The 26054-nt window shown below is 67.6% G+C and carries 26 protein-coding genes; 13 read left to right on the forward strand and 13 right to left on the reverse strand.

From position 1 onward, the window contains the following. Positions 1-154 precede the first annotated feature (154 nt). The 5 genes from ftsE to NWE53_RS15380 all read left to right on the forward strand — a co-directional run bounded on the left by ftsE (position 155) and on the right by NWE53_RS15380 (position 3966). On the forward strand, positions 155-778 hold the full coding sequence (ftsE, locus tag NWE53_RS15360) for a cell division ATP-binding protein FtsE (protein ID WP_442865036.1): 624 nt from the start codon (positions 155-157) through the stop codon (positions 776-778). Further along, complete coding sequence (locus NWE53_RS15365; RefSeq protein WP_265050253.1) at positions 765-1727, forward strand: cell division protein FtsX; 963 nt, start codon at positions 765-767, stop codon at positions 1725-1727. Before ftsE ends, NWE53_RS15365 begins: the two co-directional genes overlap by 14 nt. 109 nt (positions 1728-1836) lie before the next feature. Next, complete coding sequence (locus tag NWE53_RS15370; RefSeq protein WP_442864839.1) at positions 1837-2643, forward strand: YdcF family protein; 807 nt, start codon at positions 1837-1839, stop codon at positions 2641-2643. Between the two features lie 58 nt (positions 2644-2701). After that, on the forward strand, positions 2702-3472 hold the full coding sequence (locus NWE53_RS15375) for a lysophospholipid acyltransferase family protein (RefSeq protein ID WP_265050254.1): 771 nt from the start codon (positions 2702-2704) through the stop codon (positions 3470-3472). 95 nt (positions 3473-3567) lie between these two features. Further along, entirely contained in the window at positions 3568-3966 is a 399-nt protein-coding gene (locus NWE53_RS15380; RefSeq protein ID WP_265050255.1) for a hypothetical protein, read from the forward strand. Here the strand turns inward: NWE53_RS15380 and NWE53_RS15385 are convergent, their stop codons facing one another. Then, on the reverse strand, positions 3967-4536 hold the full coding sequence (locus tag NWE53_RS15385; RefSeq protein ID WP_265050256.1) for a gamma-glutamylcyclotransferase: 570 nt from the start codon (positions 4534-4536) through the stop codon (positions 3967-3969). Between the two features lie 134 nt (positions 4537-4670). Between NWE53_RS15385 and NWE53_RS15390 the strand changes: the two genes are divergently transcribed. Next, positions 4671-5714 carry a DUF2125 domain-containing protein gene (locus NWE53_RS15390; protein ID WP_265050257.1) on the forward strand — a complete coding sequence of 348 codons (1044 nt, stop codon included), beginning with the start codon at positions 4671-4673 and terminating at the stop codon, positions 5712-5714. Between the two features lie 177 nt (positions 5715-5891). Here NWE53_RS15390 and rpoH read toward each other — a convergent pair whose 3' ends face one another. From rpoH to NWE53_RS15410, 4 genes are all read right to left on the reverse strand, one after another. Then, positions 5892-6788: an RNA polymerase sigma factor RpoH gene (gene rpoH / locus NWE53_RS15395; protein ID WP_265050258.1), complete on the reverse strand. Its 897-nt coding sequence runs from the start codon at positions 6786-6788 to the stop codon at positions 5892-5894. Between the two features lie 218 nt (positions 6789-7006). Next, positions 7007-8035 carry an RluA family pseudouridine synthase gene (locus NWE53_RS15400; RefSeq protein WP_265050259.1) on the reverse strand — a complete coding sequence of 343 codons (1029 nt, stop codon included), beginning with the start codon at positions 8033-8035 and terminating at the stop codon, positions 7007-7009. A gap of 271 nt (positions 8036-8306) precedes the next feature. Beyond that, positions 8307-10016, reverse strand: coding sequence for a heme biosynthesis HemY N-terminal domain-containing protein (locus NWE53_RS15405; protein ID WP_265050260.1), 1710 nt, complete (start codon positions 10014-10016; stop codon positions 8307-8309). 17 nt (positions 10017-10033) lie between these two features. After that, positions 10034-11893, reverse strand: coding sequence for a uroporphyrinogen-III synthase (locus NWE53_RS15410; protein ID WP_265050261.1), 1860 nt, complete (start codon positions 11891-11893; stop codon positions 10034-10036). Positions 11894-12147: 254 nt separating this feature from the next. Here NWE53_RS15410 and tsaD point away from each other — a divergent pair, with 254 nt between their 5' ends. From tsaD to NWE53_RS15430, 4 genes are read left to right on the forward strand one after another with little or no spacing between them, the layout of a single operon-like run. Further along, a complete protein-coding gene (gene tsaD, locus NWE53_RS15415; RefSeq protein WP_265050262.1) occupies positions 12148-13203 on the forward strand; it encodes a tRNA (adenosine(37)-N6)-threonylcarbamoyltransferase complex transferase subunit TsaD in 1056 nt (351 codons plus the stop codon). Next, positions 13200-14198, forward strand: a complete 999-nt coding sequence (locus tag NWE53_RS15420) for an NAD(P)H-dependent glycerol-3-phosphate dehydrogenase (protein ID WP_265050263.1) — start codon at positions 13200-13202, stop codon at positions 14196-14198. Before tsaD ends, NWE53_RS15420 begins: the two co-directional genes overlap by 4 nt. Before the next feature lie 10 nt (positions 14199-14208). After that, a complete protein-coding gene (locus NWE53_RS15425) occupies positions 14209-14535 on the forward strand; it encodes a hypothetical protein (RefSeq protein WP_265050264.1) in 327 nt (108 codons plus the stop codon). After that, positions 14535-14945 carry an EVE domain-containing protein gene (locus NWE53_RS15430; protein ID WP_265050265.1) on the forward strand — a complete coding sequence of 137 codons (411 nt, stop codon included), beginning with the start codon at positions 14535-14537 and terminating at the stop codon, positions 14943-14945. Before NWE53_RS15425 ends, NWE53_RS15430 begins: the two co-directional genes overlap by 1 nt. A 4-nt stretch (positions 14946-14949) precedes the next feature. On the opposite strand, the gene NWE53_RS15435 is transcribed toward NWE53_RS15430, so the two are convergent. Then, positions 14950-16083 carry a DUF2235 domain-containing protein gene (locus tag NWE53_RS15435; protein WP_265050266.1) on the reverse strand — a complete coding sequence of 378 codons (1134 nt, stop codon included), beginning with the start codon at positions 16081-16083 and terminating at the stop codon, positions 14950-14952. 235 nt (positions 16084-16318) lie between these two features. On the opposite strand from NWE53_RS15435, the gene acs reads away from it, so the two are divergent. After that, positions 16319-18271 carry an acetate--CoA ligase gene (gene acs / locus NWE53_RS15440; protein ID WP_265050267.1) on the forward strand — a complete coding sequence of 651 codons (1953 nt, stop codon included), beginning with the start codon at positions 16319-16321 and terminating at the stop codon, positions 18269-18271. Between the two features lie 166 nt (positions 18272-18437). On the opposite strand, the gene NWE53_RS15445 is transcribed toward acs, so the two are convergent. Continuing rightward, positions 18438-18821: a RidA family protein gene (locus NWE53_RS15445; protein ID WP_265050268.1), complete on the reverse strand. Its 384-nt coding sequence runs from the start codon at positions 18819-18821 to the stop codon at positions 18438-18440. 175 nt (positions 18822-18996) lie between these two features. Here NWE53_RS15445 and NWE53_RS15450 point away from each other — a divergent pair, with 175 nt between their 5' ends. Next, positions 18997-19689, forward strand: coding sequence for an AprI/Inh family metalloprotease inhibitor (locus NWE53_RS15450; RefSeq protein WP_442864840.1), 693 nt, complete (start codon positions 18997-18999; stop codon positions 19687-19689). A gap of 61 nt (positions 19690-19750) precedes the next feature. Here the strand turns inward: NWE53_RS15450 and NWE53_RS15455 are convergent, their stop codons facing one another. Beyond that, a complete protein-coding gene (locus NWE53_RS15455; RefSeq protein ID WP_265050269.1) occupies positions 19751-20365 on the reverse strand; it encodes a GNAT family N-acetyltransferase in 615 nt (204 codons plus the stop codon). Positions 20366-20690: 325 nt separating this feature from the next. On the opposite strand from NWE53_RS15455, the gene NWE53_RS29850 reads away from it, so the two are divergent. Then, complete coding sequence (locus tag NWE53_RS29850; protein ID WP_320109512.1) at positions 20691-21371, forward strand: cold-shock protein; 681 nt, start codon at positions 20691-20693, stop codon at positions 21369-21371. A 113-nt stretch (positions 21372-21484) separates the two neighbouring features. Here NWE53_RS29850 and bfr read toward each other — a convergent pair whose 3' ends face one another. The 5 genes from bfr to NWE53_RS15490 all read right to left on the reverse strand — a co-directional run bounded on the left by bfr (position 21485) and on the right by NWE53_RS15490 (position 25957). Next, on the reverse strand, positions 21485-21979 hold the full coding sequence (bfr, locus tag NWE53_RS15470) for a bacterioferritin (protein WP_265050270.1): 495 nt from the start codon (positions 21977-21979) through the stop codon (positions 21485-21487). A 118-nt stretch (positions 21980-22097) separates the two neighbouring features. After that, positions 22098-22388: a (2Fe-2S)-binding protein gene (locus NWE53_RS15475; RefSeq protein ID WP_265050271.1), complete on the reverse strand. Its 291-nt coding sequence runs from the start codon at positions 22386-22388 to the stop codon at positions 22098-22100. Next, a complete protein-coding gene (gene irrA / locus NWE53_RS15480) occupies positions 22385-22918 on the reverse strand; it encodes an iron response transcriptional regulator IrrA (protein ID WP_265050272.1) in 534 nt (177 codons plus the stop codon). Before irrA ends, NWE53_RS15475 begins: the two co-directional genes overlap by 4 nt. Before the next feature lie 219 nt (positions 22919-23137). Continuing rightward, on the reverse strand, positions 23138-24727 hold the full coding sequence (locus tag NWE53_RS15485; protein WP_442864841.1) for a DHA2 family efflux MFS transporter permease subunit: 1590 nt from the start codon (positions 24725-24727) through the stop codon (positions 23138-23140). 21 nt (positions 24728-24748) lie between these two features. Then, a complete protein-coding gene (locus NWE53_RS15490; protein WP_265050273.1) occupies positions 24749-25957 on the reverse strand; it encodes an HlyD family secretion protein in 1209 nt (402 codons plus the stop codon). Between the last annotated feature and the right edge of the window lie 97 nt (positions 25958-26054).

The raw sequence follows: 26054 nt of genomic DNA on the forward strand, positions 1-26054 counted from the left end.
GGTTAACGCCCCGTGAAGAATCACTGGCGCAAGCTGTCCGCATCGCGCCTTTCCGGGCAGGCCTGCTTGCGGTGTAGGATCGGCGCGGATTCGCGTTTCGGTGAATGAGGAAGACCGCTTGGTTCGGTTCGAGAATGTCGGCCTGCGTTATGGCATGGGCCCGGAGGTGCTGAAGGACATCAACTTCAGTATCGCGCCGCGCTCGTTCCAATATCTGACCGGCCCGTCCGGCGCCGGCAAGACGACGCTGATGCGCCTGATCCTGATGGCGCTGAAGCCCACGCGCGGACTGGTCAACCTGTTCGGGCAGGACGTCTCGCGCCTCGACGCGGGGACGCTGACCGCGTTTCGCCGGCGCATGGGCGTGGTCTTCCAGGATTTCCGCCTGCTCGATCATCTCACCGTCTACGAAAATGTCGCGCTGCCGCTGCGCGTGCTCGGCAAAGAGGAGACGAGCTATCGCGCCGAGGTGGTCGAGCTGCTGCGCTGGGTCGGCCTCGGCGAGCGCATGCATGCCGTGCCCGCCGTCCTCTCGGGCGGCGAGAAGCAGCGTGCCGCGATCGCGCGCGCCCTGATCGGCCGGCCGGAACTGCTGCTCGCCGACGAGCCGACGGGCAATGTCGACCCCGGTCTCGGCCGGCGGCTGCTGCGTCTGTTCATGGAATTGCAGTCGCTCGGCACGGCGGTGATCATCGCGACTCACGACCTGAACCTGATGGAGATCTACGACGCGCCGCGTCTGGTGCTGGCCGACGGGCATCTGCATGTCGACGCTTGAGAGCGGCCATCACGAGCCGGAGCATGCCGAGCGTGCGCTGCCCTCCAATCTGCGGCGCGACCAGCCCCTCGTGCCGGTCGACAGCGTAGCAGGCCGCGCGCTGATGGCGGTGATCGCGATCCTGACCTTCCTGGCCGCCCTGAGCGCCGGTGCCGCCGTGCTCGCCGCACGCGCCTCCGACCAGTGGCGCGGCGCCATCTCCAACGAGATGACCATCCAGATCCGGCCCGATTCGCACCGCAACATCGAGGAGGACGTCAAGCGCGCGGTGGCAATGGCGCAGGCGCTGGGCGGCATCGACAGCGTCCGGGCCGTGCCCAAGGCCGAATCCGACAAGCTGCTCGAGCCCTGGCTCGGCACCGGCCTCGATCTCGTCGAACTGCCGATCCCCCGGCTCATCGTGCTCAAGCTCAAGCCGGGCGCCAGCCCCGATCTCGCCAGCTTCGGCCCGGCTCTTCGCCGCGATGTGCCGTCCGCCATCCTCGACGACCACCGGCTCTGGGTCCGGCGGCTCTCCGCGATGGCCGGCACCATCGTCATCTCCGGCTTCGCGGTTGTCCTGCTCGTGCTCGCGGCCGCGGCGCTCGCCGTCGCCTTCGCCACGCGCGGCGCGATGGCCGGCAGCCGCGACAGCGTCGAGGTGCTGCATTTCGTCGGCGCCGACGACGGCTTCATCGCCCGTGAATTCCAGAGCCGTTTCATCCGGCTCGGCCTCAAGGGCGGGGCCGTCGGCGGCCTTGCCGCCATTCTCGTCATCGCCATCATCGGCTTCATCGTCTCGCGCTGGCGAACGGCGCCGGAAGCCGAGCAATTGCAGGCCTTGTTCGGCGCGTTCGAGATCGGCTGGGCCGGCTATGCCGCGGTGATTCTCGTTGCCGTGGTGGTGGCCGCCATCGCCGGACTGGTGTCCCGCTTCACCGTCCGCCACTACCTCAGGATGCTGGCATGATCGTTTGTGGAGCGACGGCCGACCGTCAACGAAGTCTTCATTCCTGCGGCAAAAGCCGGCCGGTGGCCGCCGCCGTTATGCCCGATTGCCGGGTTATGCCAATAATATCATGGCCATGATCGGCAGCACGAACGACCATTTCGCGATGGAGCCGCCCGATTCCGCGGCCCGGCGCCCCGGCGCGGGTCGGCGGTTCTCGCTGCGCCGGATTCTGGCGATGAGCATGGCCATAGTCGCCTGTGCCGGCCTGATCCTGTCCGGCCTCGGCTATGCGCGTTTCGCCTCCGGCATCGATGCGCAGGAACCAGCGACCACGCCGCGCACCGATGCGATCGTCGTCGTCACCGGCGGCGCCCAGCGGATCGGCGACGCCATCGGCCTGCTCGGGGCCGACCGCGGTGCGCGGCTGCTGATCAGCGGCGTCAACGAGAAGACAGGCCGCGATGAGCTGGCCAAGCTGAACCCGGCCGCACGCGATCTGCTCGCCTGCTGCGTCGATCTCGACTATCGCGCCCGCAACACCATCGGCAACGCCATCGAGACCCGGCGCTGGCTCCGCCAGCACGGCTTCGGCTCGCTGCTGGTCGTGACCTCGAACTACCACATGCCGCGCACGCTGGCCGAGTTCGCGCACGCCATGCCGGGCGTGAAGCTGATTCCGCACCCGGTCGTGACCGAGCATCTCGACACCTCCGGCTGGTGGCATCGTTGGGCGACGATCAAGATTCTCGCGCCCGAATACGTGAAATATCTGGTGGCCCGCCTGCGCAGCCTCGTCGAAAGCGATCCCGAAACCTCGCGGCTGTCCGTGATCGTCGGCGGCCGCAAGCCGGTCTCGTCGAAGCCGGCCGAGCTGATGGGGCCGGCAGCGGAGAAGCGGTCGCGGCTGCAGGGCCACGCGCGCCACGAAGGCTGACGCCCGAAACAACGCGACCGCGCTTGACCGGCGCCGCGTCTCGGGCTCATTGCGCAGCATGCTTGTTCTGCGCTCCCTCGTCTTCAACACCCTGTTCTATGCAAACCTCGTCCTCTGGCTGGTCTTCGGCGTTCTGCCGGCGCTGCTGCTGCCGAGGCGGATCATGCTGGCGGTGGCGATCGGCTGGTCGCTCTCCTCGCTCTGGCTGCTGCGAATCGTCGCCGGTACGCGTTGCGAGATCACCGGCCTCGAGAACATCCCGCAGGGCGGGCTGATGGTCGCGGCGAAGCACCAGTCCTTCGTGGAGACCTTCGCACTCGTCACGGTCTTCCGGAACCCGGTCTTCATCCTGAAGCGCGAACTGACATGGATCCCGTTTTTCGGCTGGGCCCTGAACAAGCTGCGCATGATCCCGGTCAATCGCGGCGCCCGGGCTCGCGCCCTGTCGCAGGTCACGCGCCGCGCCAAGGTCGAGCTCGGCCAGAACGGGCGGCAGCTCCTGATCTTCCCCGAGGGTACGCGCCGTGCCGCCGGTGCCCCGCCGGCCTACAAGTTCGGCGTCGCGCATATCTATGCCGAGCTCGGCGTGCCCTGCGTCCCGGTCGCGCTCAACACCGGCCTCTACTGGCCCCGCCGCAAGTTCCTGCGCCGTCCCGGCACGATCCGCATCGAGATCCTGCCGCCGATCATGCCGGGGCTCGACAAAATCTCCTTCCAGCGCGAGCTGCAGGAGCGGATCGAGACCGCCTGCGACAGGCTGCTGGCACAGGGGCGGACGGAACTCGCAGCGCTCGGGCTCGATCCGCTCGCCACTCCTGACAATCCCTGACAGCAGAGAGCGTCGCGAAGCAGGCATCTTCGGCCGCGACGCTTGACTTATCCCCAGAGCGTTCCCATTTTGTTCCTAGTTCAGGAGGAACGGACATGGCCGCTCTCGCCTATCGCTATACCCCCGATCTTTTCGACGAGCCGCTTGTGGCCCGCGAGATGCCGTTGCGCAGCACGGCAAGCCTCGGCGAGCGCCGCTTCACGGCCTGGCGCGGGCGCTCCGGCCGGCGTTACGTCGCCTCGGTCTTCACCGTCGATGACATCCACGCACTCGGTTTCACCGATGCCGTCCTGCTCGCGGTCTCGGCCGAGCGGCGTGTCATTGCGGCGCGCGATTCCGGCCCCTTCGGGGTCGAGGCAGCGCTGGGCCGCTGGCAGCGCGCGATCACGGCAGCCGGCGCGGCCGAGATCCACGTCCATCTCCTGGCAGAGGATGGGTTCAGCCGCCGCGCCGCCCTGCTCGACCTGATGCCGGAAGCTAATCCGGAAGCCTGATCAGCCTGACAGCGGCGGATGCGTCGCCGCGAGGCCGGGCGCGAGTTCCTGCGCCAAAGCGGCCAGGACCGGATCATAGATCCCCATCTTACGCAGATGCTCATGGGTCTGCAGCACATAGTCCGGGTTTTCCCCGGAGCTGCCGCGCCCCTGCCGGACGAGCTTGAGCAGCTCGGTCGCCGACAGCTTGCCAGCATATTGCAGGTGCTTGCGATCGGCGACGTAGACGAGGCCGCGCACCTCCCGGCCGTCCTCGAGCCTGAGCGGAACATGGCGCTCGATATAGACCGCGGTCGCCTGCTCGCGTGCCCGCAGATAGGACACGGTCTCCTGCGCCCGCGCGCCCGTGACCCGGAAGGCGAGACCCCGGCAGACACCACCACGATCGAGCCCGAGGACCAGCCCGGGCCGCTCCGGCGTGCCGCGGTGGACATGCGAGAACACGCAGAGCGAGCGGTGATAGCCGTGAAGCCGCGCCTGCACGCTCTCCTCGAAGGCGAAGCCCGGCCGCCAGATCAGCGAGCCGTAGCCGAAGACCCAGAGATCCGCCTTGCCGAATTCGCTCGTCATCGCCATCCCATAATTTGGCCGTGCCGGCCTGCTTGCTGGCTCGCGCCATCCGGCGCAAGTGCCTTCCCGCTCTGGCGCCCGCTTTCCGGGCGAGCTAACAATCCGCCCGCCTTCGCGCAAGGAATGCCTGCCGCATGACCGATACCCTTCCGACGCGCCGCCGCCAGAGCCGGTTCTGGCTCTACGGCCCGTTCCTCCTGCTTGTCATTCTGGCCGCTGCCTGGTCCGCCTTCTGGTTCTATGCCCGCGCACGTGCCTCCGCCGAGATCGACACCGCGCTGGCGCGCGAGGCCGAGCGCGGCCGGGCCTGGACCTGCACCGACCGCACCATCGGCGGCTATCCCTTCCGCATCGAGCTGCGCTGCAACGCGCTTGCTCTCACCTCGACACGTTGGGGCGATGCCGTGCGCATCGAGACCGGCCCCGCCCTCGCCGTCGGCCAGATCTATTCGCCCAGCCTCGTGATCTTCGAACTGTCGGGCCCTGCGAAGGCGACCCTGCCGGAAGGCCGCACGCTCGACCTCACCTGGACGAATCTCGACGCCAGTTTCGCCTGGCGCAACCCGGAGCGCTTCGCGCTCGTCGCCAGCGATCTGACCGCCGTCCTGACCGTCCCCGGACTGAACCCGGAGACCTGGGGCAGCAAGACCCTGGAGGCGCATCTGCGGCGTAATCCGACCCGGCCGGCTCTTGAGCAAGCCGTCGACATCGCCGTCTCCGCCAAGGGCACGGTCCTGCCGCCGATCAACGCCCTGCTCGGCAACACCGACACCGGCGAGATCGACCTGCAGGCGACGCTGACCCAGGCCGAGAGCTTCCGGAAGGGCTTCAATCCCGATGCGCTGGAAAGCTGGCGCGCCGCCAACGGCATTTTCGACCTGACCCGCATGGTCTCGACCAAGGGCAAGGCGCGCGTCGACGGCAGCGGCCAGTTGCTGCTCGATCCGGCGCATCGCGTGGCGGGCGATCTCAGGCTGGCGGCGGCGGGCATCGAGCAGATCGGCGGCATCCGCATCGGCAACCTGCTCGGCGGCCTTGGCGGCTTGCTGGGCGGCCGCGGCGCCGATGCCGCGACGGCGCCCGGCCTCACTCCGCTGCCACCCGTCTCCCTGCGCGATGGCCGCGTCTTCATCGGCCCGTTTCGCCTGCCGCTCCAGCCGCTGCCGCCGCTGTATTGAGACATTTGCAGGCCGTCATGCTCGGGCTTGACCCGAGCATCTCCCGGCACGAAGGCGCTGGCGCCTCTCTCGGCATGAGTTTCTCGGGTCGGCGCTGCGCGCCGCCCGAGAATGACGCGCTCATGAAAAAGGGGCGCCTCGCGGCACCCCTTGAACTGTGTCGAAACCCGCCGACGGTCAGGCCGCAGGCAATGCGGCACGCGGCGCTTCGATGCGGGTGATCGCCTTCTTGACGGCCTCCTGCACCTTCTCGAAGGCGCGCACCTCGATCTGGCGGACGCGCTCGCGCGACACGCCGAACTCCTCGGAGAGTTGCTCCAGCGTGATCGGATCCTCGGCCAGGCGACGCGCCTCGAAGATGCGCCGCTCGCGCGGGTTCAGCACGTCCAGCGCCTCGCGCAGCGCGGTATGGCGGTTGCTGCTCTCCTCGGAATCGGCGAGGCGACGCTCCTGGCTTTCGGAATCATCGACCAGCCAGTCCTGCCACTCGCCTTCGCCATCCTCGCGCAACGGCGTGTTGAGCGAGGCATCACCGCCGAGGCGGCGGTTCATGTCGACCACGTCCTGCTCGTTGACGCCGAGCTTGGTCGCGATCTGCTGAACCTGGTCGGGGCGCAGATCGCCCTCGCCCAGCGCCGAGATCTTGCTCTTGGCCTTGCGCAGGTTGAAGAACAGCTTCTTCTGGTTGGCCGTGGTGCCCATCTTCACCAGCGACCAGGAGCGCAGGATGTATTCCTGGATCGAGGCCTTGATCCACCACATCGCATAGGTCGCGAGACGGAAGCCCTTGTCGGGTTCGAAGCGCTTGACCGCCTGCATCAGGCCGACATTGCCCTCGGACACGACTTCGCCGATCGGCAGGCCGTAACCGCGATAGCCCATGGCGATCTTGGCGACGAGCCGCAGATGCGAGGTCACGAGCTTATGCGCCGCATCGCGGTCGCCATGCTCGCGCCAACGCTTGGCCAGCATGTACTCCTGGCTCGGTTCCAGCATCGGGAACTTGCGGATTTCGTCGAGATAACGTGAAAGTCCGCCTTCGGCGGACAGGACGGGCAGCGAAGCACTCGCCATGCTCGTTCTCCTCATCGAGGCCCCCGCTTGGCGGCAGGCCCTCCGCGCGATCAACCTTCGCGCAGGCTTCGGACGAAGCAAACCAATCCAACGCGGGAACCAGTCATCGGTTCGGCTGGATCGCTCGCTTGCGGCGCCCCCTTGGCCATCCGCATCCGAACAACCCCAGTATATGCGAACTCACTCTGGCGGAAAGGTGGCAGCGACGCCGGATTCGCTCACAGCCTCGCGAGCGCTGCTTGCAGATTCGCAAAGTCCTCCGGCGGCTCGGATTCGAACAACATCTCCTCGCCGGTGGCCGGATGCTCGAAGCCGAGCACCGCCGCGTGCAAGGCCTGCCGGCCGAGCGCGGTGAGCGCCGCCTGTGCGTCCTCGGGCAGGCGGCTCGCCTTAGTGGCGAAGCCCGAGCCGTAGAGCTGGTCGCCGAGCAGCGGATGGCCGATATGGCTCATATGCACGCGGATCTGGTGCGTGCGCCCCGTTTCCAGCCGGCATTCGATCAGGCTGGCCAGCGGCTCGGTCTCGTCGAGCCCTTTGAGCAGGGGCGGATAGCGCTCGATCAGTTCGATGTGGGTGATCGCCTCGCGGCCACGCCCCTCGGGCACCACCATCATCTTCTCGCGGTTGCGGTTGGAGCGCTCGATCGGGGCATCGATCGTGCCCTGGCGAAGCCGCGGCGCGCGCCAGACGATGGCGAGATAGGCGCGCTGCAGCGGGCCGGTGCGGCCATGGTCGGCGAACTGCTTGGCGAGTTTCTGATGCGCTCGGTCGTTCTTGGCGACGACAAGCAGCCCGCTGGTATCCTTGTCGAGCCGGTGCACGATGCCCGGCCGCCTGACGCCGCCGATGCCCGAAAGGCTCTCGCCGCAATGGGCGATCAGGGCGTTGACCAGCGTGCCGTCCTCATGCCCGCCGGCCGGATGCACGACGAGCCCTGCCGGCTTGTCGATGACGATCAGGTGCTCGTCCTCGTAGACGACGTCGAGCGGAATATCCTGCCCGACCGGATCGGCAGGCTTGGCCTCGGGCATGACGAGGGCGAGTTCGTCGCCCTCCACCACCTTGCGGCTGCCGTCGCTGGCGACGGCGCCGTTAAGGCGCACGCCGCCCTCCTTGATGACCTGCTGCAGCCGCGCGCGCGAAATCTCGCCCGCGAGCAAGGTGAGCGCCTTGTCCAGACGCTGGCCAGCCTGTTCGGGGCCGACGTGCAGGGTCACGCCGGCATGTGGATCGGAAATGGATGTCATCGGGCCGCTATACGTCGCATGCGGCGCGACCGCACGCCTTTTCCACAGGGATCGCCGTCATCCTCGGACTTGACCCGAGGATCTTTCGAACAAGGAAGCGCAGGACCTGCCCCCTCTCCCCTTGCGGGAGAGGGTTGGGGTGAGGGGTCGCGCCGCCCTGAATCGTCGCGCTTCTTCGTAGACGTAAATTCTGAAGGGCAGCGCGACCCCTCATCCGTCTCGGCTCCGCCGAGCCACCTTCTCCCGCAAGGGGAGAAGGAAAGGGCTGCGCTCAGCCGAACAGGCGGAAACCGCTCTTCTTCGGTTCCTGCGGCGGCTCGTCGTCGGGCCCCGGATCGTCGGGCGCATGCGAGACCGGGAAGATCACCGGCTTGGGTGGTGCAGACTCGCGTGCAGGCGCAGCAGACTTGGTCTCCACCGGTTTGGACTCGACCGGCTTGGCATCCACGGGCTTCACGGGCTCTGCCGCCATCTGGACCGGCGGCAGGGGTTCCGATGCCGGTTTCAGCTCTTCCTTCGGCTGCACGGCAGGAGCCGCCGTCACCGTCGGCTCCGGCTTGGGCTCTTCCTTCGGGGCCGGCGGAGCCGCGACAGCCGCCGGCTCGATCGTCGTGACGGACTCCGGCTTGATCTCGATCAGCTTGGTCGAATCGTCGAGGTCGAACAGCACGTCGTCGATTGCCTGGGTCCGGCTGCCCAAAGTCGCCGGCGGCACGGTCCAGACGAAAGCATCGAGCCGGCCGGTGATCGGCGAGACCGGCATCCAATGATCAGAGACCAGCCCGTCCGCGACCCAGGCGGCATCGCGCGGCGCCCGTGTCGCCCGCGCCAGCCATTCGCGTACGCGGCCGTCGGCGCCGTGCTCGGCCTCCTCCAGTTCCGCCATCAGCAGGCAGGCGCGCACCGAGGCTCCGCCCGCCAGCAGCGGCTTCAGATTCTCGCGCGCCTTCGGGAACTCGCGCGCCTGTATCGCGGCGCCGGCCAGCGCCAGCACGCTTTCCGGATCGGCCGGCCGCAGCTTCGATAGGGTCGTCGCGCGGTTGAGCCGGTCGAGTGCGCTGTCGCCGGGGCGGGCATCGAGATAGGCCGCCGCGATGTCGGGATGCGGCGCTTCCTTCCAGGCGGCTTCGAGCAGCTTCGACGCCTTGCGGACGTCGCCACGCTCGGCCAGCATCCGGCCTGCGAGCGCAGCAGCCGGCGTCAGAGACGGCGCGAGCTTCACGGCTTCGAGCGCGGCCGCCAGAGCCTTCTCCGGCTCGCTATCGCGCGCCTGCAGCGCCTCGGCCGCCAGCAGGACGGCGCGCTGACGCCGGGCTTCGGCCTTGTCGGCCAGCCTGAGCGCGGCACGGCGCTCTACGGCCGTACGGGCCGCCTGCCAGTCGCCGGCATTGGTGTGGAAATCGAGCAGCGCGTCATTGGCCCAGGCGAGCGAGGGCGAACGGCGCACGGCGTCGTCGGCGAAGGCGCGCGCCGCCGTCATGTCCCCGCGCCGCTTCGCCTCGACGAAGAGCCCACGCAGGCCGAGCACCCGCGTCTCAGGCTTGTCGAGCATCGCCTTGAAAGCGGCCTCGGCCTGGCCGCGATCGCCCGAAAGCTGCGCGGTCTGCGCCTCCAGCAGCAGGGTCAGCGGCTCGTTGGGGACGAAGCGCCGTGCTTCGCCGGTATAGCGCCCGGCCGCGACCGGGTCGCCGGCGCCGATCGCGACCATGCCGCGCGACACCGCCTCGAAGCCGCGCGCCCGGCGCCTGGCCCGCGAGGACAGGCTGAAGGCCGAGGGCAGGCCGAAGACGAAGCGCAGCACCGCCCAGATCAGCAGGACGAGAAAGGCGAGCGCGACCACGCCGACGGCGGCGATCGCGACGCTGGTCTCGATCCGATAGCCCTGCCAGAGCACCGAGACCTCGCCCGGGCGATCCGCCAGCCAGACCGCGCCGAAGGCGAGGCAGGCGAAGACGGCGAGATAGACGAGAACGCGAACCATAGACCCTCTATCCTCCGTCAGCCGGCAGCGCCGAGCGCCGCGACCGCATCCTGCGCGATCTTGGCGATCGCCGCATCTGCCGCAGCCCGCTTTTGCAGATCGGCGCCGAAATCCGCACTGGCACGCCGCGCCGGCTCCGGCAACTGCGCCCACAACCCCGCCGCCTTCGCCATATCGCCGGAGGCGATGGCGCCTTCGAGCCGGATCGGCAGTGTCGCCGGGTCGTTCGAGCCGTTGTCGCCGACCGGCCTGACCGTGACGATCCGGCTCGCCAGCCCGAGCAACTTGTCAGACCAGCTGTCGGATTGCGGCGTGACCTCGCGCTGGAACATCGCCCCATGCTTGCGGAAGCCGGCGAGCAACACCTGCTGCGTTGGTGCGCCCGACGCCGCCACAATCGTCAAGGCAGCGACATCGGCCTGCGCGACGCCACTCTTCGTCAGCGCCGCGATATCGTTCGCGAAGGGGCGCCCGCCAGCAAGCGCGCGCTGCACCCGCTCGGCCAGCACGATCCGCGCCGCGGCCGTGGCTTCGGGACCCAGCGCCGCCGCGCTCTTCGCCTGCGTCTCGGCCGCACCGAGACGCCCCGCGATTTGCTCGAGTCGCTGGCCAAGTGCCGCCGTCGCAGCCTCAGCACGTTGGGCCTGCGCCGCGAAGGCGCTCGTATCGGGAGCCTGCGTATTCGCAACCGTACCGAGCTTCCCGGCCAGCGCCTGGACCTCCGATCCGGCTTTCGCTGCGGCCTCGGAAGCGGCCACCGCCTTGCGATCGGCCGCAGCGACACCCGTCTGCACGGTGTCGATCCGGCGGCGCAGTTCGCCGACCTGCTCGCTGCTCACCGCCGGGCCGGCGCGGTTCAGGGCCAGAAAAGCGCCTCCGGCCCCGACGATCCCGCCGATGAGACCGGCTGCAATCAGGGGAACCCAGGGCGTCGCTGCCGGCGCGCGACGCTCGGCGGCGTCTGCCGATGCTTCGACCGGCGGCGGCGCGAATTCCTGCGGCAGCGCCTCGGTTGGCGCCACCGCCTCCGGCGGATGAGTGTCCACGCCGGCAGCGCCAGGCCGCGCGACCGGCTCCTCCCCATCGGCCTTGAGCTCGATGGTCGGCGGCATGCGCTTGAGGCTGCCGCGCAGTTCCGGCCGGGCCGCACCGGGAGAGCCGGCACGCGTGGAGACCTGCTCCAGCGCAGCCAGCATGCCGGCCTCCTCGGGATGCTCGGCGACCAGCACCGTGCTCGCCCCGGCCGCGATCAGCGGCGCCGCGACATCGGCCGACAGGACGACATGGGTGAGTTCGAGCGCCTCGTCCGAAACGCCGGCCGCCTGGGCCAGCGTGATGAAGGTCCGTGCCCCGCGCGCCGAATAATGCAGGGCGGCATCGCCCGGCTGGCCGTGACGCAAAGCCGCCTGCGTGTCCTCGGGCAGGACGGAGACCGGCTCCGCCGCATAGGCGGTCCAGAGCTTCACGTCGTAGCCGGCCTGCTTGAGCCGGTCCGGCACATCCTCCTTGCGGTCCCGCGCGACGATCATCAGGAGCTTCGCCGGGGCCGGCAGCGTGCGCTTGATCAGCTCGATCAGGTCGTTGCGGTCGCCGTCGGCGCTGCGGGCATCGTCCAGCCCGGCTTCACGCACCTTGGCGGCGGTCCGTGCGCCGACCGTGAAGACCGGCAGATCGCGCCAGGTCGCCGGCCCCTCGGTCAGCGCGGGCAAGGCGTTGCCGCTGGTTAGCACGATCGCATCGAAGCTCCCGGGCGGCGTCTCATCCGACAGCCGGACCACCTCGAAGAGCGGCGCGACGAGCGGCTCGAAGCCGTGATCGGCGATGGCGCGCGCCGTCCGTTCGGCATCGGGACGGGGACGAAAGACGAAAACGCGCATTCACAGCTCCTGACAAGACGGGCGGCGACCACAGGACGATCCGCGAACGATGCAGCATTCCGCGATCGGGCCGCATTGAGGCGGAACAATGATCCTGTGCATGCCGTCCCCTTTTCATCCCTGCCGCAAAGGTCGCGGGCACGCCCCTTGGCCTTGCACCCTGCCCCGCACTATACGAAGGAATTGCCGGCGAGGAACTGCCGGACGCAGGGCTTCATCCCGTTCTTCCGTTTTACGAGGTTAATCGAGCGATCATGCGTGTCCTTGGGATCGAGACGACCTGCGACGAAACGGCTGCCGCGATCGTCTCCGTCGAGCGCTCGGGCGAGAGCAAGATCCTGTCGAACGAAGTGCTGAGCCAGATCGCCGCCCATGCCGCCTATGGTGGCGTCGTGCCGGAAATCGCCGCACGCGCCCATGTCGAGGCGATCGACCGCATCATCGCGCGTGCCTTCGCGAATGCCGGTCTGAAGCCCGGCGACATCGATGCCGTCGCGGCTGCGGCCGGGCCCGGCCTCGTCGGCGGCGTCATGGTCGGCCTCACCGCCGGCAAGGCGATCGCACTCGCGACCGGCCGCCCCTTCATCGCGGTGAACCATCTCGAGGCTCACGCCCTGACCGCGCGCCTCACCGACGATCTCGCCTTCCCCTACCTGCTGCTGCTCGTCTCCGGCGGTCATACGCAGTTGCTCGCCGTGCGCGGCGTCGGCGACTACCTCAAGCTCGGCGGCACCATCGACGACGCCGTGGGCGAGGCCTTCGACAAGATCGCCAAGATGCTGGCCCTGCCCTATCCTGGCGGCCCCTCGGTCGAGCGTGAGGCACTGAAGGGCGATCCCGAGCGCTTCGACTTTCCCCGGCCGATGCAGGGGCGCACCAATCCGGACTTCTCTCTCTCCGGCCTCAAGACCGCCGTACGCCTCGTCGCCGAGCGGATCGCGCCGTTGTCGGACAACGACGTCGCCGATCTCTGCGCCTCCTTCCAGGCGGCGATCGTGGACGTCATGGTCGACCGGACCCGCGCCGGCTTGCGCGCCTGCCGCGAGGCCGGAATCACCCCCACGACGCTGGTCGTCGCTGGCGGCGTCGCCGCCAACCAGGCGATCCGCAGCGGCCTGACGCGGCTTGCGACAGAGGCCGGACTGCCGATGGTCGCCCCGCCGCAGGCGCTCTGCGGCGACAATGGCGCGATGATCGCCTGGGCCGGGCTGGAACGGCTGCGGCTCGGAATGGTCGACGACATGAGCGCCGTCGCCCGCCCGCGCTGGCCGCTCGACGAACTCTTGGCCAAGCCCGCGTCAGCCGCATGAAACGCGTGCCGGCCTATGCGACCGTCGGCGTCGTCGGCGCCGGCTCTTACGGCGCGGCGCTGGCGCTTGCAGCGACGCGCGCCGGACGCGCCGTCCGGCTCTGGGCTCGCGATCCCCTGACCATTGCGGCGATCGCGCGCAGCCGCCAGTCGCCGCGCCTGCCGGACATCGACCTCCCCGAGACGATCCGCGCCACGGCTTCGCTTGAAGACCTCGCCGGTTGCGACGCGCTGATCGTGGCCGTGCCCACCCAAAACCTGCGCTCGGCCTGCCAGAATCTGGCGGAAAAGCTGTCGGCCGACATGCCGATCGTCTCCGCGGCCAAGGGCATCGAGCAGGCGAGCGGACTGTTTCCGACGCAGATCATCGAAAGCGTCCTGCCCGGCGCCCGCACCGCGATCCTGTCCGGCCCCAGCTTCGCCAGCGATATCGGGCGCGGCCTGCCCACGGCGGTGACGCTCGCAGCGGCCGAGCCGGACTTGGCGCAAGGGCTGGCCGAGGCTCTGAGCTCGCCGGCCTTCCGCATCTACCATTCGGACGATCCGCTCGGTGTCGAGATCGGCGGCGCCGCCAAGAACGTGCTCGCCATCGCCGCCGGCATCGCGATCGGCCTGGGTTACGGCGAAAGCGCGCGCGCCGCGCTGGTGGCGCGCGGATTCGCGGAGCTGCGCCGCTTCGGCGAGGCCTATGGCGGCGAACCCGAAACGCTGATGGGCCTGTCCGGCCTCGGCGATGTCGTGCTGAGCTGCGCCTCGCCGCAATCGCGCAACTTCGCCTATGGGCTGGCGCTCGGAAAGGGCAAGGCCCCGGCCGAGGCCTCCGGCGGCAAACTGGCCGAAGGCGCTTTCACCGCGCCGGTGCTGGTCGAGATGGCGAGGTCCCGGCATATCGAGACGCCGATCGCGGAAGCAGTCGCGGAGATCATCGCCGGGCGCATCGGCGTAGCGGAGGCCGTGGCTGCGTTGCTGGCTCGCCCCATTCGGGCCGAACGATAGGGAGAAGGGCATGGCGGGAGACTGGTCGGACCTCACCAAGCGCGTCGCGCGCGGCATCGCCGAGGTCAAGAAGACCACGGGGTCGGAGCTCGTTGCCGAGGGCCAACCCGTGCCTCTGGCCGGGCGGATCGCCGGGCCGGTCCTGCAGCATCGCCGGCGCAAGGCCGAGGGCACGCATCGCTTCGTGCTGATCCTGCCCTTCGGCGAGGGCGAGGTCCGTGTCGAGCTCGACCCCAAGGATTACGCCGCATTGACCCGCGAGATGGTGCGGTTCTGGAACGAACAGGGCGAGGCGGCATCGCAGCCGCCAGTGCCGCTCAAGGAGGACGAGGCCTGATGGCTCACTGGCTGATCAAATCCGAACCGTCCGTCTGGTCCTGGGACGACCAGCTCAAGGCCGGCGCGAAGGGCACGCATTGGGACGGGGTTAAGAACCACACCGCCAAGCTCAACCTGATGGCGATGAAGAAGGGCGATCAGGTCTTCTTCTACCATTCGAACGAAGGGCTCGCGGTCGTCGGCATCGTCGAGGTCATCAAGGAAGCCTATCCGTGGGAAGACGCGGGGCCGCCCTGGGTTCTCGTCGATTTCAAGGCGGTGAAGCCGTTGCCGAAGCCGGTGACACTGGCCGACGTCAAGACCGAGCCGAAGCTCGCCAAGATGTCGCTGGTCACCTCCTTCCGCCTCTCGGTCCAGCCGGTGACGGACGAGGAATGGGACATCGTCTGCAAGATGGGCGGTCTCTGACCGCTCAGCGCCGGTAATACGCCGCAAAGGGCGGATACTCAGCCAGCGCGCGTGGCCGGTATTGCAGCATCTTGTCGAGGATCGGCACGGCAGGAGCCTGCAGGCGCGGCTCGACAGACGCTGCCATCCGCGCCGGTTGCGGCTGGAATTCGTGGAGAACGAAACCCTCCCGCGTGCCCTCGCTCCAGGGCAGCCATGAGGTCTTGCGCTCGTCATGCTGCCGGCCGAGCGCGTCGGGCCTGAGTTCCGCGATCAGCCGCGGCTCGACGGTGAGCGGATGCGCGATCGCCTGCGCCTCTGCGATCATCCAGCCGAGCGACAGGTCCGACAATCCCATCTTCAGGCCGTAGCCGCCGCCGATATCGGTGTGCACGCCGGCGAACCAGACCTGCCTGATCTGTCCGGGCGGGGCCTGCGTCTCGTCCCAGAGTTCGGGCGCGAAGACTTCCCGGTTCTCGTCGATGGCGAGCGCGTGGCGGCCATGCGCGACCTGCCGGTTGAGGGTGGCGTCGTGGAATTTGTGGCGTCCGGGCATGCTGCCGATCGCCGGGAGACCAAGCGCGCGCACCGTATCCCAGACCCCGACGAAGAAAGGCGGTGCCGGCTGCGTGCCGTGGCGGCTGCGGAACGCAGCCGCGGCCTCGGCCCGGGCAGCGTCATCCTTGACCATGTAAACGTCCTTGACCGCGCTGGATGCGAGCGCCCTCACCTCCGCGGCCTGGATCGCATCGGTGAAACCGTCCCAGCGCATCACCTTGGCGAAACCGCCCGGCACGCCGCAGAGCGCCAGCACCCCGCCGAGGCTGCGCACCGTGTAGGCGCCGCGGCTGAAGCCGAACAGGAAGATGCGGTCGCCCGGCCTGTAGGCGCAAAGCAGCGCGGCATAGCAGTCGATGATGTTGTCGGTGATGCCGTAGCCGGTCGCCTGGGCGAGCCAATCCTTGAGGCGGCGGAACGGGCCGCGAATCTCGCCCTCGTCCGGGTTGGAGCCGAGACCGGGATCGTAGAAGCAGATCTGCCCGGCAGGGTCCGCCTCTCGCGTCGCCATGAACAGGCGGTAGACACTCGTCCAGTTGATCGGGTTCGCGCCGCCGGCCTGCCCCGTCCCGTCGGAGAAGATGCAGATATTGCGCGCCATAAAGCCCTCCACAGGCGCCGCACCCTACCATGTGATGAGACGATCCGGGGATGTTTTGCCCGAGAGTCATGCTCCGGACGCCTGCCCCTGCCACGAAAGTGCGACGCACAATGGGTTGCCGCGCCGCCTGCGCAACCTATGATGCGGCGAATTCAAAGGAAGCGATGTCCGGCCTGCTCGCCAGAGTCGACGGACCAACGCAACACAGACGGCCGAAGTCTGGGGAGACGCCCGAATGTCCGATACGATCTACGACGTGCCAGCCGGCTGGTCCGAGAAAGCATGGGCGAACGACGCCCGCTATCAGGAAATGTACGCCGCCTCGATCGCGGACCCAGAGACATTCTGGGGCGAGCACGGCAAGCGGATCGACTGGTTCAAGCCCTACACCAAGGTCAAGAACACCAGCTACGAGCCGGGCAAGGTCTCGATCAAATGGTACGAGGACGGCACCACCAACGTCGCCCATAACTGCATCGACCGCCATCTCGCAACGCGCGCGGACCAGACCGCGATCATCTGGGAAGGCGATAATCCCAGCGAATCGAAGACGATCAGCTACGGCCAGCTCCACACCGAAGTCTGCAAATTCGCGAACGTGCTCAAGGCCAACGGCGTCCAGAAGGGCGACCGCGTCACCATCTACCTGCCGATGATCCCCGAGGCCGCCTATGCGATGCTCGCCTGCGCGCGCATCGGCGCGGTCCATTCGGTGGTGTTCGGCGGCTTCTCGCCCGATTCGCTGGCGAGCCGCATCGAGGATTCCGATTCGAAGATCGTGATCACGGCCGATGAAGGCCTGCGCGGCGGCCGCGCCGTTCCGCTCAAGAAGAACGTCGACAGCGCCGACGGCAAGGTGAAAGGCGGTATCGGTACCGTCATCGTGGTCAAGCGCACCGGCGGCAACGTCGCAATGAAGCAGGGCCGCGACCTCTGGTATCACGAGGAGGCCGCGAAGGTCTCCGACGTTTGCCCGGCGGCCGAGATCAATGCGGAAGACCCGCTCTTCCTGCTCTACACATCGGGCTCGACCGGCAAGCCGAAGGGCGTGCTGCACACCACGGCCGGCTACCTCGTCTATACCGCCATCACCCACCAATACGTCTTCGACTACCATGACGGCGACATCTACTGGTGCACCGCCGATGTCGGCTGGGTGACCGGCCACAGCTACATTCTCTACGGACCGCTCGCCAACGGCGCGACGACGCTGATGTTCGAGGGCATCCCGACCTATCCGTCGATCTCCCGCTTCTGGGAGGTGATCGACAAGCACAAGGTCAACACCTTCTACACCGCGCCGACCGCGATCCGCTCCCTGATGGGCGCCGGCGAGGAGCCGGTGAAGAAGACCAGCCGGGCGTCGCTGCGCCTGCTCGGCTCGGTCGGCGAGCCGATCAACCCGGAAGCCTGGGAGTGGTACCACCGCGTCGTCGGCGACCGCCGCTGCCCGATCGTCGACACCTGGTGGCAGACCGAGACCGGCGGCATCCTGATCACGCCGCTGCCGGGCGCGACGAAGCTGAAGCCCGGCTCGGCCACCCGGCCCTTCTTCGGCGTCAAGCCGGAGATCGTCGATGCCGAAGGCAAGGCGCTGGAAGGCGCCTGCGAGGGCAACCTCGTGATCGCCGACAGCTGGCCCGGCCAGATGCGCACGGTCTATGGCGACCACCAGCGCTTCATGGACACCTATTTCGCGACCTATCCGAATAAATACTTCACCGGCGACGGCTGCCGGCGCGACGCGGACGGGTACTATTGGATCACCGGGCGCGTCGACGACGTCATCAACGTCTCAGGCCACCGCATGGGCACGGCCGAGGTCGAATCGGCACTGGTCGCGCATCCTTCCGTCTCGGAGGCTGCTGTCGTCGGCTATCCGCACGACATCAAGGGCCAGGGGATCTACGCCTATGTCACGCTGATGACTGGCGAGACGCCGAGCGAAGACCTGCGCAAGGAACTCGTCGCCTATGTCCGCAACGAGATCGGCCCGATCGCCTCGCCGGACCTGATCCAGTTCGCGCCCGGCCTGCCCAAGACCCGTTCCGGCAAGATCATGCGCCGCATCCTGCGCAAGATCGCCGAGGACGAGTTCGGCGCGCTCGGCGACACCTCGACCCTGGCCGATCCCGCCGTCGTCGACGACCTCATCGAGAACCGCCAGAACAAGCGCAAGGCAGGCTAGCAGGGAACTGGCGTTTTCTCCTCGACCACACGCCGTCATCCCGGATGCAGCGAAGCGGAGATCCGGGATCCATCGTAGAGCTCCGGAGCCCTATGATGGATCCCGGATCGGCGCGGCTTTGCCGCTTGTCCGGGATGACGGCGAGATTTTTCGGCGAGAGCCCTATTTACAGCGCCGCCGCCACCACCTCGATCTCGACCTTGAACTCGGGCCGCGTGAAGCCCGAGACGATCATCAGGGTCGAGGCCGGCGGCGGGCTGGCGACGTGGCAATCGCGCGATTCCATATAGCCTTTCATATGGGCGCGGTCGGTGACATAGGCGTTGATCCGCACGATGTCCGCGAGCGTCATCCCAGTCTCTGCAAGGATCGCGGCGATGTTGGCGAAGCAGAGATCAGCCTGCGCCCGCGCGTCCTCCGGCACGGTCCCGTCTGCGGCGACGCCCAGCTGCCCCGAGCAGAAGACGAATCGCTGGCCCGGCGGCACTTCCATGCCATGACTGTAGCGGGCGAAGGGCGGAGCGATCGCGGCGGGGTTGAGCGGCTTCATGCGGACGGTCTCCAGAATCGGGCCGACTATGCCCCCCCACATCTTAGGGAACCAGAGCCGGCATCGCGGGTTCGCATCGCGCCCGGCCTGCGCTAGACCATGCTCATGCCGCGTTCATTGAGTTGCTGTGATAGTGACGCAAAGTTCGGCTGACCGAGATCGGAACCCGCACCGCATGACGACGATGCAGACCGCCACGCCTGCCGCCCTGACCCGGGTGGTCGCCCTGCTTCCCCTGCTGGCCCTGACGGCCTGTGCCGGTTCGCAGCGTTTCACCGGCCCGATGATGAACCCGCCCTCATACGGCCAGCCCGCCCTGTCCTCGGCCCCGCCCGTCTCTTCGGCGCCGATCACGTCGGAGCCGCTGCCGCCGCCCGGCGGCTATCCGGCGGCATCCGCTCCCCCGCCAGGTGGAGGCCCCCTGCCCGCACCGCAGGACCCGTTCTTCGATCCCAGCGCCGGCGCCCCGCCGCAGGGCCAGCCTTTGCCGCCGACCGGCCAGCCCGAGCAGGCGCCCGGCCTGCGCGGCAGCAACAATCAGGTCGCGGGCCTCGGCCCCAGCGCCACGGCGCCGCGCCCGGCCGCAGGTCGCGACAGCATGGTCGGCGGCTGGACGGCACGCGAGGCGACCGGCGGCTCCTGCCGCGTTCAGCTTTCGAGCACGCCGACGCTGGATCTCTATCGCGCCAGCTCGTCGGGCTGCGCCAACAAGGATCTACAGAGAATCTCGGCGTGGGATTATCGCGACGGCGAGGTCTATCTCTACCAGCAGGGCGGCACCGTAGCGGCACGGCTGCGTGCCGGCAGCGGCAGCGCTCTCGATGGTGCCGTGACCAAATCCGGTGCGGCGCTGTCCCTCAACAGGTAAGGCGCGGGAAGCGCAGGCCAGGCCGTCTAAGCCCGCTCTGCGCTTCGAGCCCAGCCTGAGCTCACGCGCCGAACGCGCGGGCGAGCAGCGTTGTCGGCCAGAAATTCTTCTGGATCGACAGGGCGATGGTCGCGAAGCCGGCAGCATTGTCCAACGCCTCGTCGAGGATCGTGAAGGGCGTCGGGCCTGCGGTCGTGATCACGCCTTCGACATCGGCATAGCCGCCGACGAGATCCGCCTCGAACTTGGCCGCGAGCCGACGCATGGCGACATTCTCCGGCAGGCAGGTCATGTAGAGCGTGCGGATGCCGCGGTTGCGCGATGCCGTGATCAGGCGCCCGAACAGCTTCGTGCCGAAGCCGCGACGGCGCCAGCCGCTCTCGACGCTGAAAGCGGCCTCCCCCGTCTGCGCCACGATATCGTCGAGGCCACGCAATTCGGCGGCGCCGCGAACGATTCCGTCCTCGACATAGGCATAGACGAGCCCGCCCACGCCGAAGGTCGTCGCCTCATAGTTCTCGAGGAATGCGTCATTGACCGCCGTGCCGAAGCGCTGTTGACGGGTCACCGGATCGAGCCGGAGCAGGTGTTCCCGCAGCAGATCGCGCTCGGTCGGCCATAGCCGTCGGATCACGCCAGCGCCGGCCTTGGTGCCAGCGAATTTCGAACGAACCAATTGTCTTCTCCTGAACAGCGCAAACAGCGCGCTACCGACCAGGAGGCGTATCTTCCCTAAGACGTCTCAGATTGTGCATGATTCAGGCGATTGCAAGACAGTCTATCTGCGGCATTTTCGCCGTAGCGAACCAGGAATCGTACCTGAACAGCTTGGTCTCATGCACAAGAAGCATGGCGATTGGGCATTATGAGCTTGAGGATGGCTCGAAAAAAAGCACTACAACCCCGCCAAACGTCGTGCGATAATTTCGCCAAGACCCCGATGACGGCGCGTCCGGCATGAGCTAAGTTGCGTGCTCCCGGTCACTCATACTTGAAGCTCCATGTTCGATCGTCGCAAGCCTCCTGCTGCCCAGCCCTTCGTCACGCACGAAAATATCGAAGCCAAGGTCAAGTGGTTCGACCCCGAGAAGGGGTTCGGTTTTGCATCGCCCGCCGATGGGTCGGGCGATGTCTTCCTGCATGTCTCCGCGATCGGCCCGCTCGATCAGCAGGATCTGCTGCCAGGCGCCACCATCGTCGCCGATCTCGGTGAAGGTCGCCGCGGCCTGCAGGTCGTTGCGGTTCACGAGATCGACGCCTCCACCGCAACCCAGACGACACCGGCTCCCCGCGCTTTCTCGCCCCGCCCGCCCCGCGATGATTTCGGTGGCGGCGGCTATGGCGATAGGGATCGTGGCGGCTTCGGCGGCGGCGATCGTGGCGGCTATGGCGGCGGTGATCGCGGCGGCTTCGGCGGCGGCGACCGCGGCCCTCGCGGCGGCGGCTTCCATGATCGCGACAGCGGTCCGGTCGAAGGCCCCTTCGATGGCGCCGTGAAGTTCTTCAACTCGGATCGTGGCTTCGGCTTCATCGCTCCGGACAAGGGCGGCCCGGACGTGTTCCTGCATGTCTCGTCGCTGAGCCGCAGCGGCCTTCAGGCGCCGATCGACGGGCAGCGCGTGCGCTTCTCGGTCCGCGCCGGCCGCAAGGGTCCGGAAGCCGCCAACGTCAGCTTCATCTGACGGCTTCCATCGCCTCGAAAGATTGAAGGCCCGCCATTGGCGGGCCTTTTCTTTTGATCGGACCTGTGAGGTTTCGGAGCGAGCCGGCTAAGCGGCGCGCTCCGGGCACCCTATCAGTGGCTGTGATCGTCGCCTTCGAGGCCGCCGATATGCTTCTGGGTGTAGAGTTCGAGGCCGATGCGTCCGATCAGGTCGAGCTGAGTCTCGAGGAAGTCGATATGGCCTTCCTCATCCTTCATCAGCGCCTTGAACAAATCCTCGGACGGGTAATCACCCACTTCGCGGCAGTAACGGGCGGCTTCCTGATAGAGCGAGCGCGCTTCGACCTCGGCCTTGAGGTCGCATTCGATCACTTCCTTGACGTTCTCGCCGATGCGCAGCTGGTCGAGCGTCTGCAGATTCGGGAAGCCGTCGAGGAAGAGGATGCGGTCGACGAAACGGTCGGCATGGACCATCTCCTCGATCGATTCCTTCTTCCAGGTCTTGGCCATTTCCTTCAGCCCCCAATTGTCGAGCATCCGGTAATGCAGCCAGTACTGGTTGATGGCGGTGAGCTCCGAGCGCAGCCCCTTGTTGAGATATTCGATGACCTTCTTATCGCCCTTCATGGCGGAGCACCCCGATGCACTACATTAGAATGATCCTAATGTATTCACGCCGGGCCCGAAAGGGAAGAGCGAAAACACCGTCCCACCAATGAATGAGCGAATGGAGCGGACCGGCGCCTCAGGCAGCCGCCGCCACGTCCTCTGCGAACTCGATGCCCTCGAGCATGCGCTCGACCGTGACATGCACGGCGCACTCGATCTCGCGGCTGGCGCAGCTGTTGCACTGCGTCGCGCAGGCGGCCCGTGCCTCGGCCAGGATGGTGCGAACTTCGCGCGCGCAACGTCCGCAGTTCGGGCTGCAGCCGAGGCAGTCATAAGCCTCGCCAGCCGTACGCGGCCCACTGCCGTCAGGGGCGATGGTGCCCTTGATCTGCCGGCAGGAGATAACGTTGCAGGAGCAGACGATCACGCGTGATGGCCTACCACGCGCTTGGTCTCGATCTCCTCGCCATCGGCGCGGCGCAGCCGCACGATGACTTCGACCGAGGAGATCAGCATGCCTTCCGGCGCTTCCGGCAGGCCCGAGACGTGGATGGTCGAGCCGGGGATGTCGGTGACGGTCTCGTCGTCCTCGTTGTAGAAATGATGATGCTCCGACACGTTGGTGTCGAAGAAGGTCTTCGGCCCGGAGACCGAGACCTGGCGCAGCAGGCCGGCTTCGGAGAACTGGCGCAGCGTGTTGTAGACGGTTGCAAGCGACAGCGGCTCGCGCGCGCGGATCGCCTCCTCATAGAGCATTTCCGCGCTGACATGGCGGTCGCCCTTGGCGAAGAGCAGCCAGCCCAGCGCCATGCGCTGGCGCGTCGGGCGCAGGCCGGCCGAGCGCAGACGGGCCTTCACGGCGCTGATCGGGCACGAGGCCGGGTTTTTCTGCGGCCACGGAATGTGGTCGCCCGCCACCGGCTTGTGATCCTGATCCTTGTTCGTCAGAACGCTCATCGATAACGCCTTCCACTACGCCGGTCGCCCCGGCCACGTAGTTTAGAAAACATCTAAACTACTGATATTACTGCTATATTTGGCAAGATCGATGTCAGTTGTCAATCGTTCCGACTGCGGCATCCGGCAGCGGCCCACAGCCGGCCGATCACGAAATCGCGGTCACGCCCACCTCAGGCGCCCCGAGAGAAAGCCGGCCCCGCCACGCTCAGTGCCGCGTCAGTGCCCGCCGCCGGCTCCGGCGGCCGCCGCCTTGGGTGGCTTGCGCAGGAAGACGGACAGCACGACCAGGCTCGCGAAGATCACCGTCAGGCCGAGGAGGACGTCGCCGAACGCCATGATCAGGGCCTGCTTGTGGACGCGCTGGTTGATCAACGCCAACGCCATTTTCTCGGCGGCATCGCCATAGTCGCCGAAGCGCTGGATGGTGTTGGCGAGCGCCTCCTCGGCCACCTGCCGCCCGGACACGACCATCTCGTGAAGCCGCATGATGTGCAGATCGGTGCGGGTGTTCAGCAAGGTGTTGATGACGGCGAGCCCCACCGCGCCGCCGAGATTGCGCGTGAGGTTGTAGAGGCCCGAGGCGTTCTTGAGCTGCTGCGGCGGCAACGACCCCAGAGCGACGTTGTTGATCGGCACCATGCACAGCATCAGCGAGCAGCCGCGCAGGATCTGCGGCACGAGGAGCTCGTGGAAATCCCAGTCGGCCGTGATGAACGAGGCCCACCAGGTGCCCACCGCGAAGCCGCCGAAGCCGATCATCATCATGATGCGCGGATCGAGCTTGGCCGAGAGCCGCCCCGCGATCGGAGCGGTCAGGAACATGGACAGGCCCGTGACGAACATCGTCTCGCCGATCATCAGCGCGTCGTAGCCGCGCACGCGCCCGAGATAGACCGGATAAAGATAGGTCAGGCCGTAGAGGCCGATGCCCATGCAGAAGGAGAACAGCGAGCCGAAGGCGAAGTTGCGGTTCCTGAAGGCGTAGAGATCGACCAGCGGATCCTCGCGCGTCAGCGCCCGCCAGAAGAACAGCACCGCGCCGAAGACCATCACGACCGAGAAGAATACGATCTCGTGGCTCTGGAACCAGTCGAGCCGCGTCCCCTCCTCCAGCACATATTCGAGGCTGCCCAGGAAGGCCGCCATGCCGGCGAGGCCCAGCCAGTCGAAGCGCTTGATCAGGCTGTGGTCGGGCTTGTCAAAGTCGATCAGCGTCCAGGCCGCGATCGTCACGCCGATGCCGGGCACCACGTTGACGAGGAACAGCCAGTGCCAGGAGAAGGCATGGCTGAGATAGCCGCCGATGGTCGGGCCGATCGTCGGCGCCAGCGTCGCGACGAGGCCGATCAGCGGCGAGACGATCGGGCGCTTGGCGGGCGGGAAGATGGTGAAGGCCGCGGCGAAGACGCCGGGAATCATGCCGCCGCCGATGAAGCCCTGCACGGCGCGCCACAGGATCATCTCGTTGATCGAGGTCGACTGCGCGCAGAGCACGCTGGAGATGGTGAAGCCCGCAGCGGCGATCGAGAAGAAGACGCGCGTCGACAGCGCCCGGCTGAGATAGCCGGAGAGCGGAATCATGATCACTTCCGCGATCAGATAGGCCGTCTGCACCCAGGCGATCTCGTCGGCAGAGGCCGACAGGCCGGCCTGGATCTCAGCCAGCGAAGCCGAGACGATCTGAATGTCGAGGATCGCCATGAACATGCCGAACACCATCGCCAGGAAGGCGAAGATGCGGCGCATCGGGATGGCGTCCGGGGCCGGCGGCGCTCCCGCCGGCGCGTTCATGGTCGCGGTGGCCATGACGGCCTCCTGGGGATGGGCTCAGCGCTGGCTGGCGGGGCGCGGATCGATCGACACCACGACCGACATGCCCGGCCGCAGCACATGCTTGCCGGTCGATTCCTTGTCGAGCGCGATACGCACCGGCACGCGCTGCACGATCTTGGTGAAGTTGCCGGTCGCGTTGTCGGGTGGCAGCAGCGTGAAGACCGAGCCGGTGCCGCCGGCGATGCCGCTGACCGTGCCGTGGAAGACCTGCCCCGGCAGAGCATCGATCGTGATGCTCGCCTTGTCGCCGACCTTTAGCGGCCCAACCTGCGTCTCCTTGAAGTTCGCGTCGACATAAATCTGGTCGAGCGGCACGATCGACATCAGCCGCTTGCCGGCGCTGACGAGGTCGCCGAGCTGGAGATTGGTGTTGGCGACGACACCGTCGATCGGCGCGGCGATCTTGGTGAAGGAGAGGTCGCGCTCCGCCTTCTGCTCGGCGACCTTGAGTTCGTCGATCTGGCGGGCCGCTTCGACGCGCTGCGCCTCCAGCACCTTGATGTTGGCCTGCGCCTGCATGACGCCGGCCTTCGCGCTCGCCAGCGACGCGATCGCCTGGTCGCGCCCGGCTGTCGCGGCGTCGAGGGTGGCCTGCGAGCCATAGGACTTGGCGGCGAGGCTGTTGGCGCGCTCGAAATCGGCGGCCGTGCGGGTCACCGCCGCCTCGGTGGAATTCTGCTGCGCCTGCGCCTGCACCAGCGCCGCGCGCCCGGCTTCGATCTGGCTGTCGATGCGCGCGAGCGTCGCCTGCGCCGTCGCGGTCTTGGCGCGGGCGCTTTCGAGCGCGATGCGCCAGTCGCCATCGTCGAGCGCGGCGAGAGGCTGGCCGGCCTTGACCTGCTGGTTCTGCACGACCGAGACGGTCGCGATGTTCGCCGCGAGCTTGGCCGACACCGTCGCCATCTCGGCGCCGACATAGGCGTCGTCGGTCGAGATGATGAAGCGGCCATTGCGCCACCAATCGATGCCGTACCACAGGCCGGCGCCGAGAGCTGCGACCGCTGCCACGGTCAGGAGGCCGCGCTTCAGCGGGCTCTTCTTGGCCTTGTTATCGGCGGCCTCCGCGGCAGGCGGGGCGTCCTTGGCCTGCGGCTCGCGTGCCTCGCGGGCGGTGGCAGGGTCGGCTGGCTGGGCGGTTTCGGCCTTGGCGTCGACCAGCTTCAGCCGGTCGCGGCGCAGTTCTGATGCGGTTTCAGCAGACATCGTGCGTCCTGCATGTCAATTCGAACCACCTGGTTCGATTGCGCTTGAAATAGCGCGGGCGATAATGCATATCAAGTCAAATCGAACCGGTTGGTTC

Origin of the sequence: Bosea sp. NBC_00550 (assembly GCF_026020075.1) — a bacterium.
In the GTDB taxonomy this organism is placed as follows: domain Bacteria; phylum Pseudomonadota; class Alphaproteobacteria; order Rhizobiales; family Beijerinckiaceae; genus Allobosea.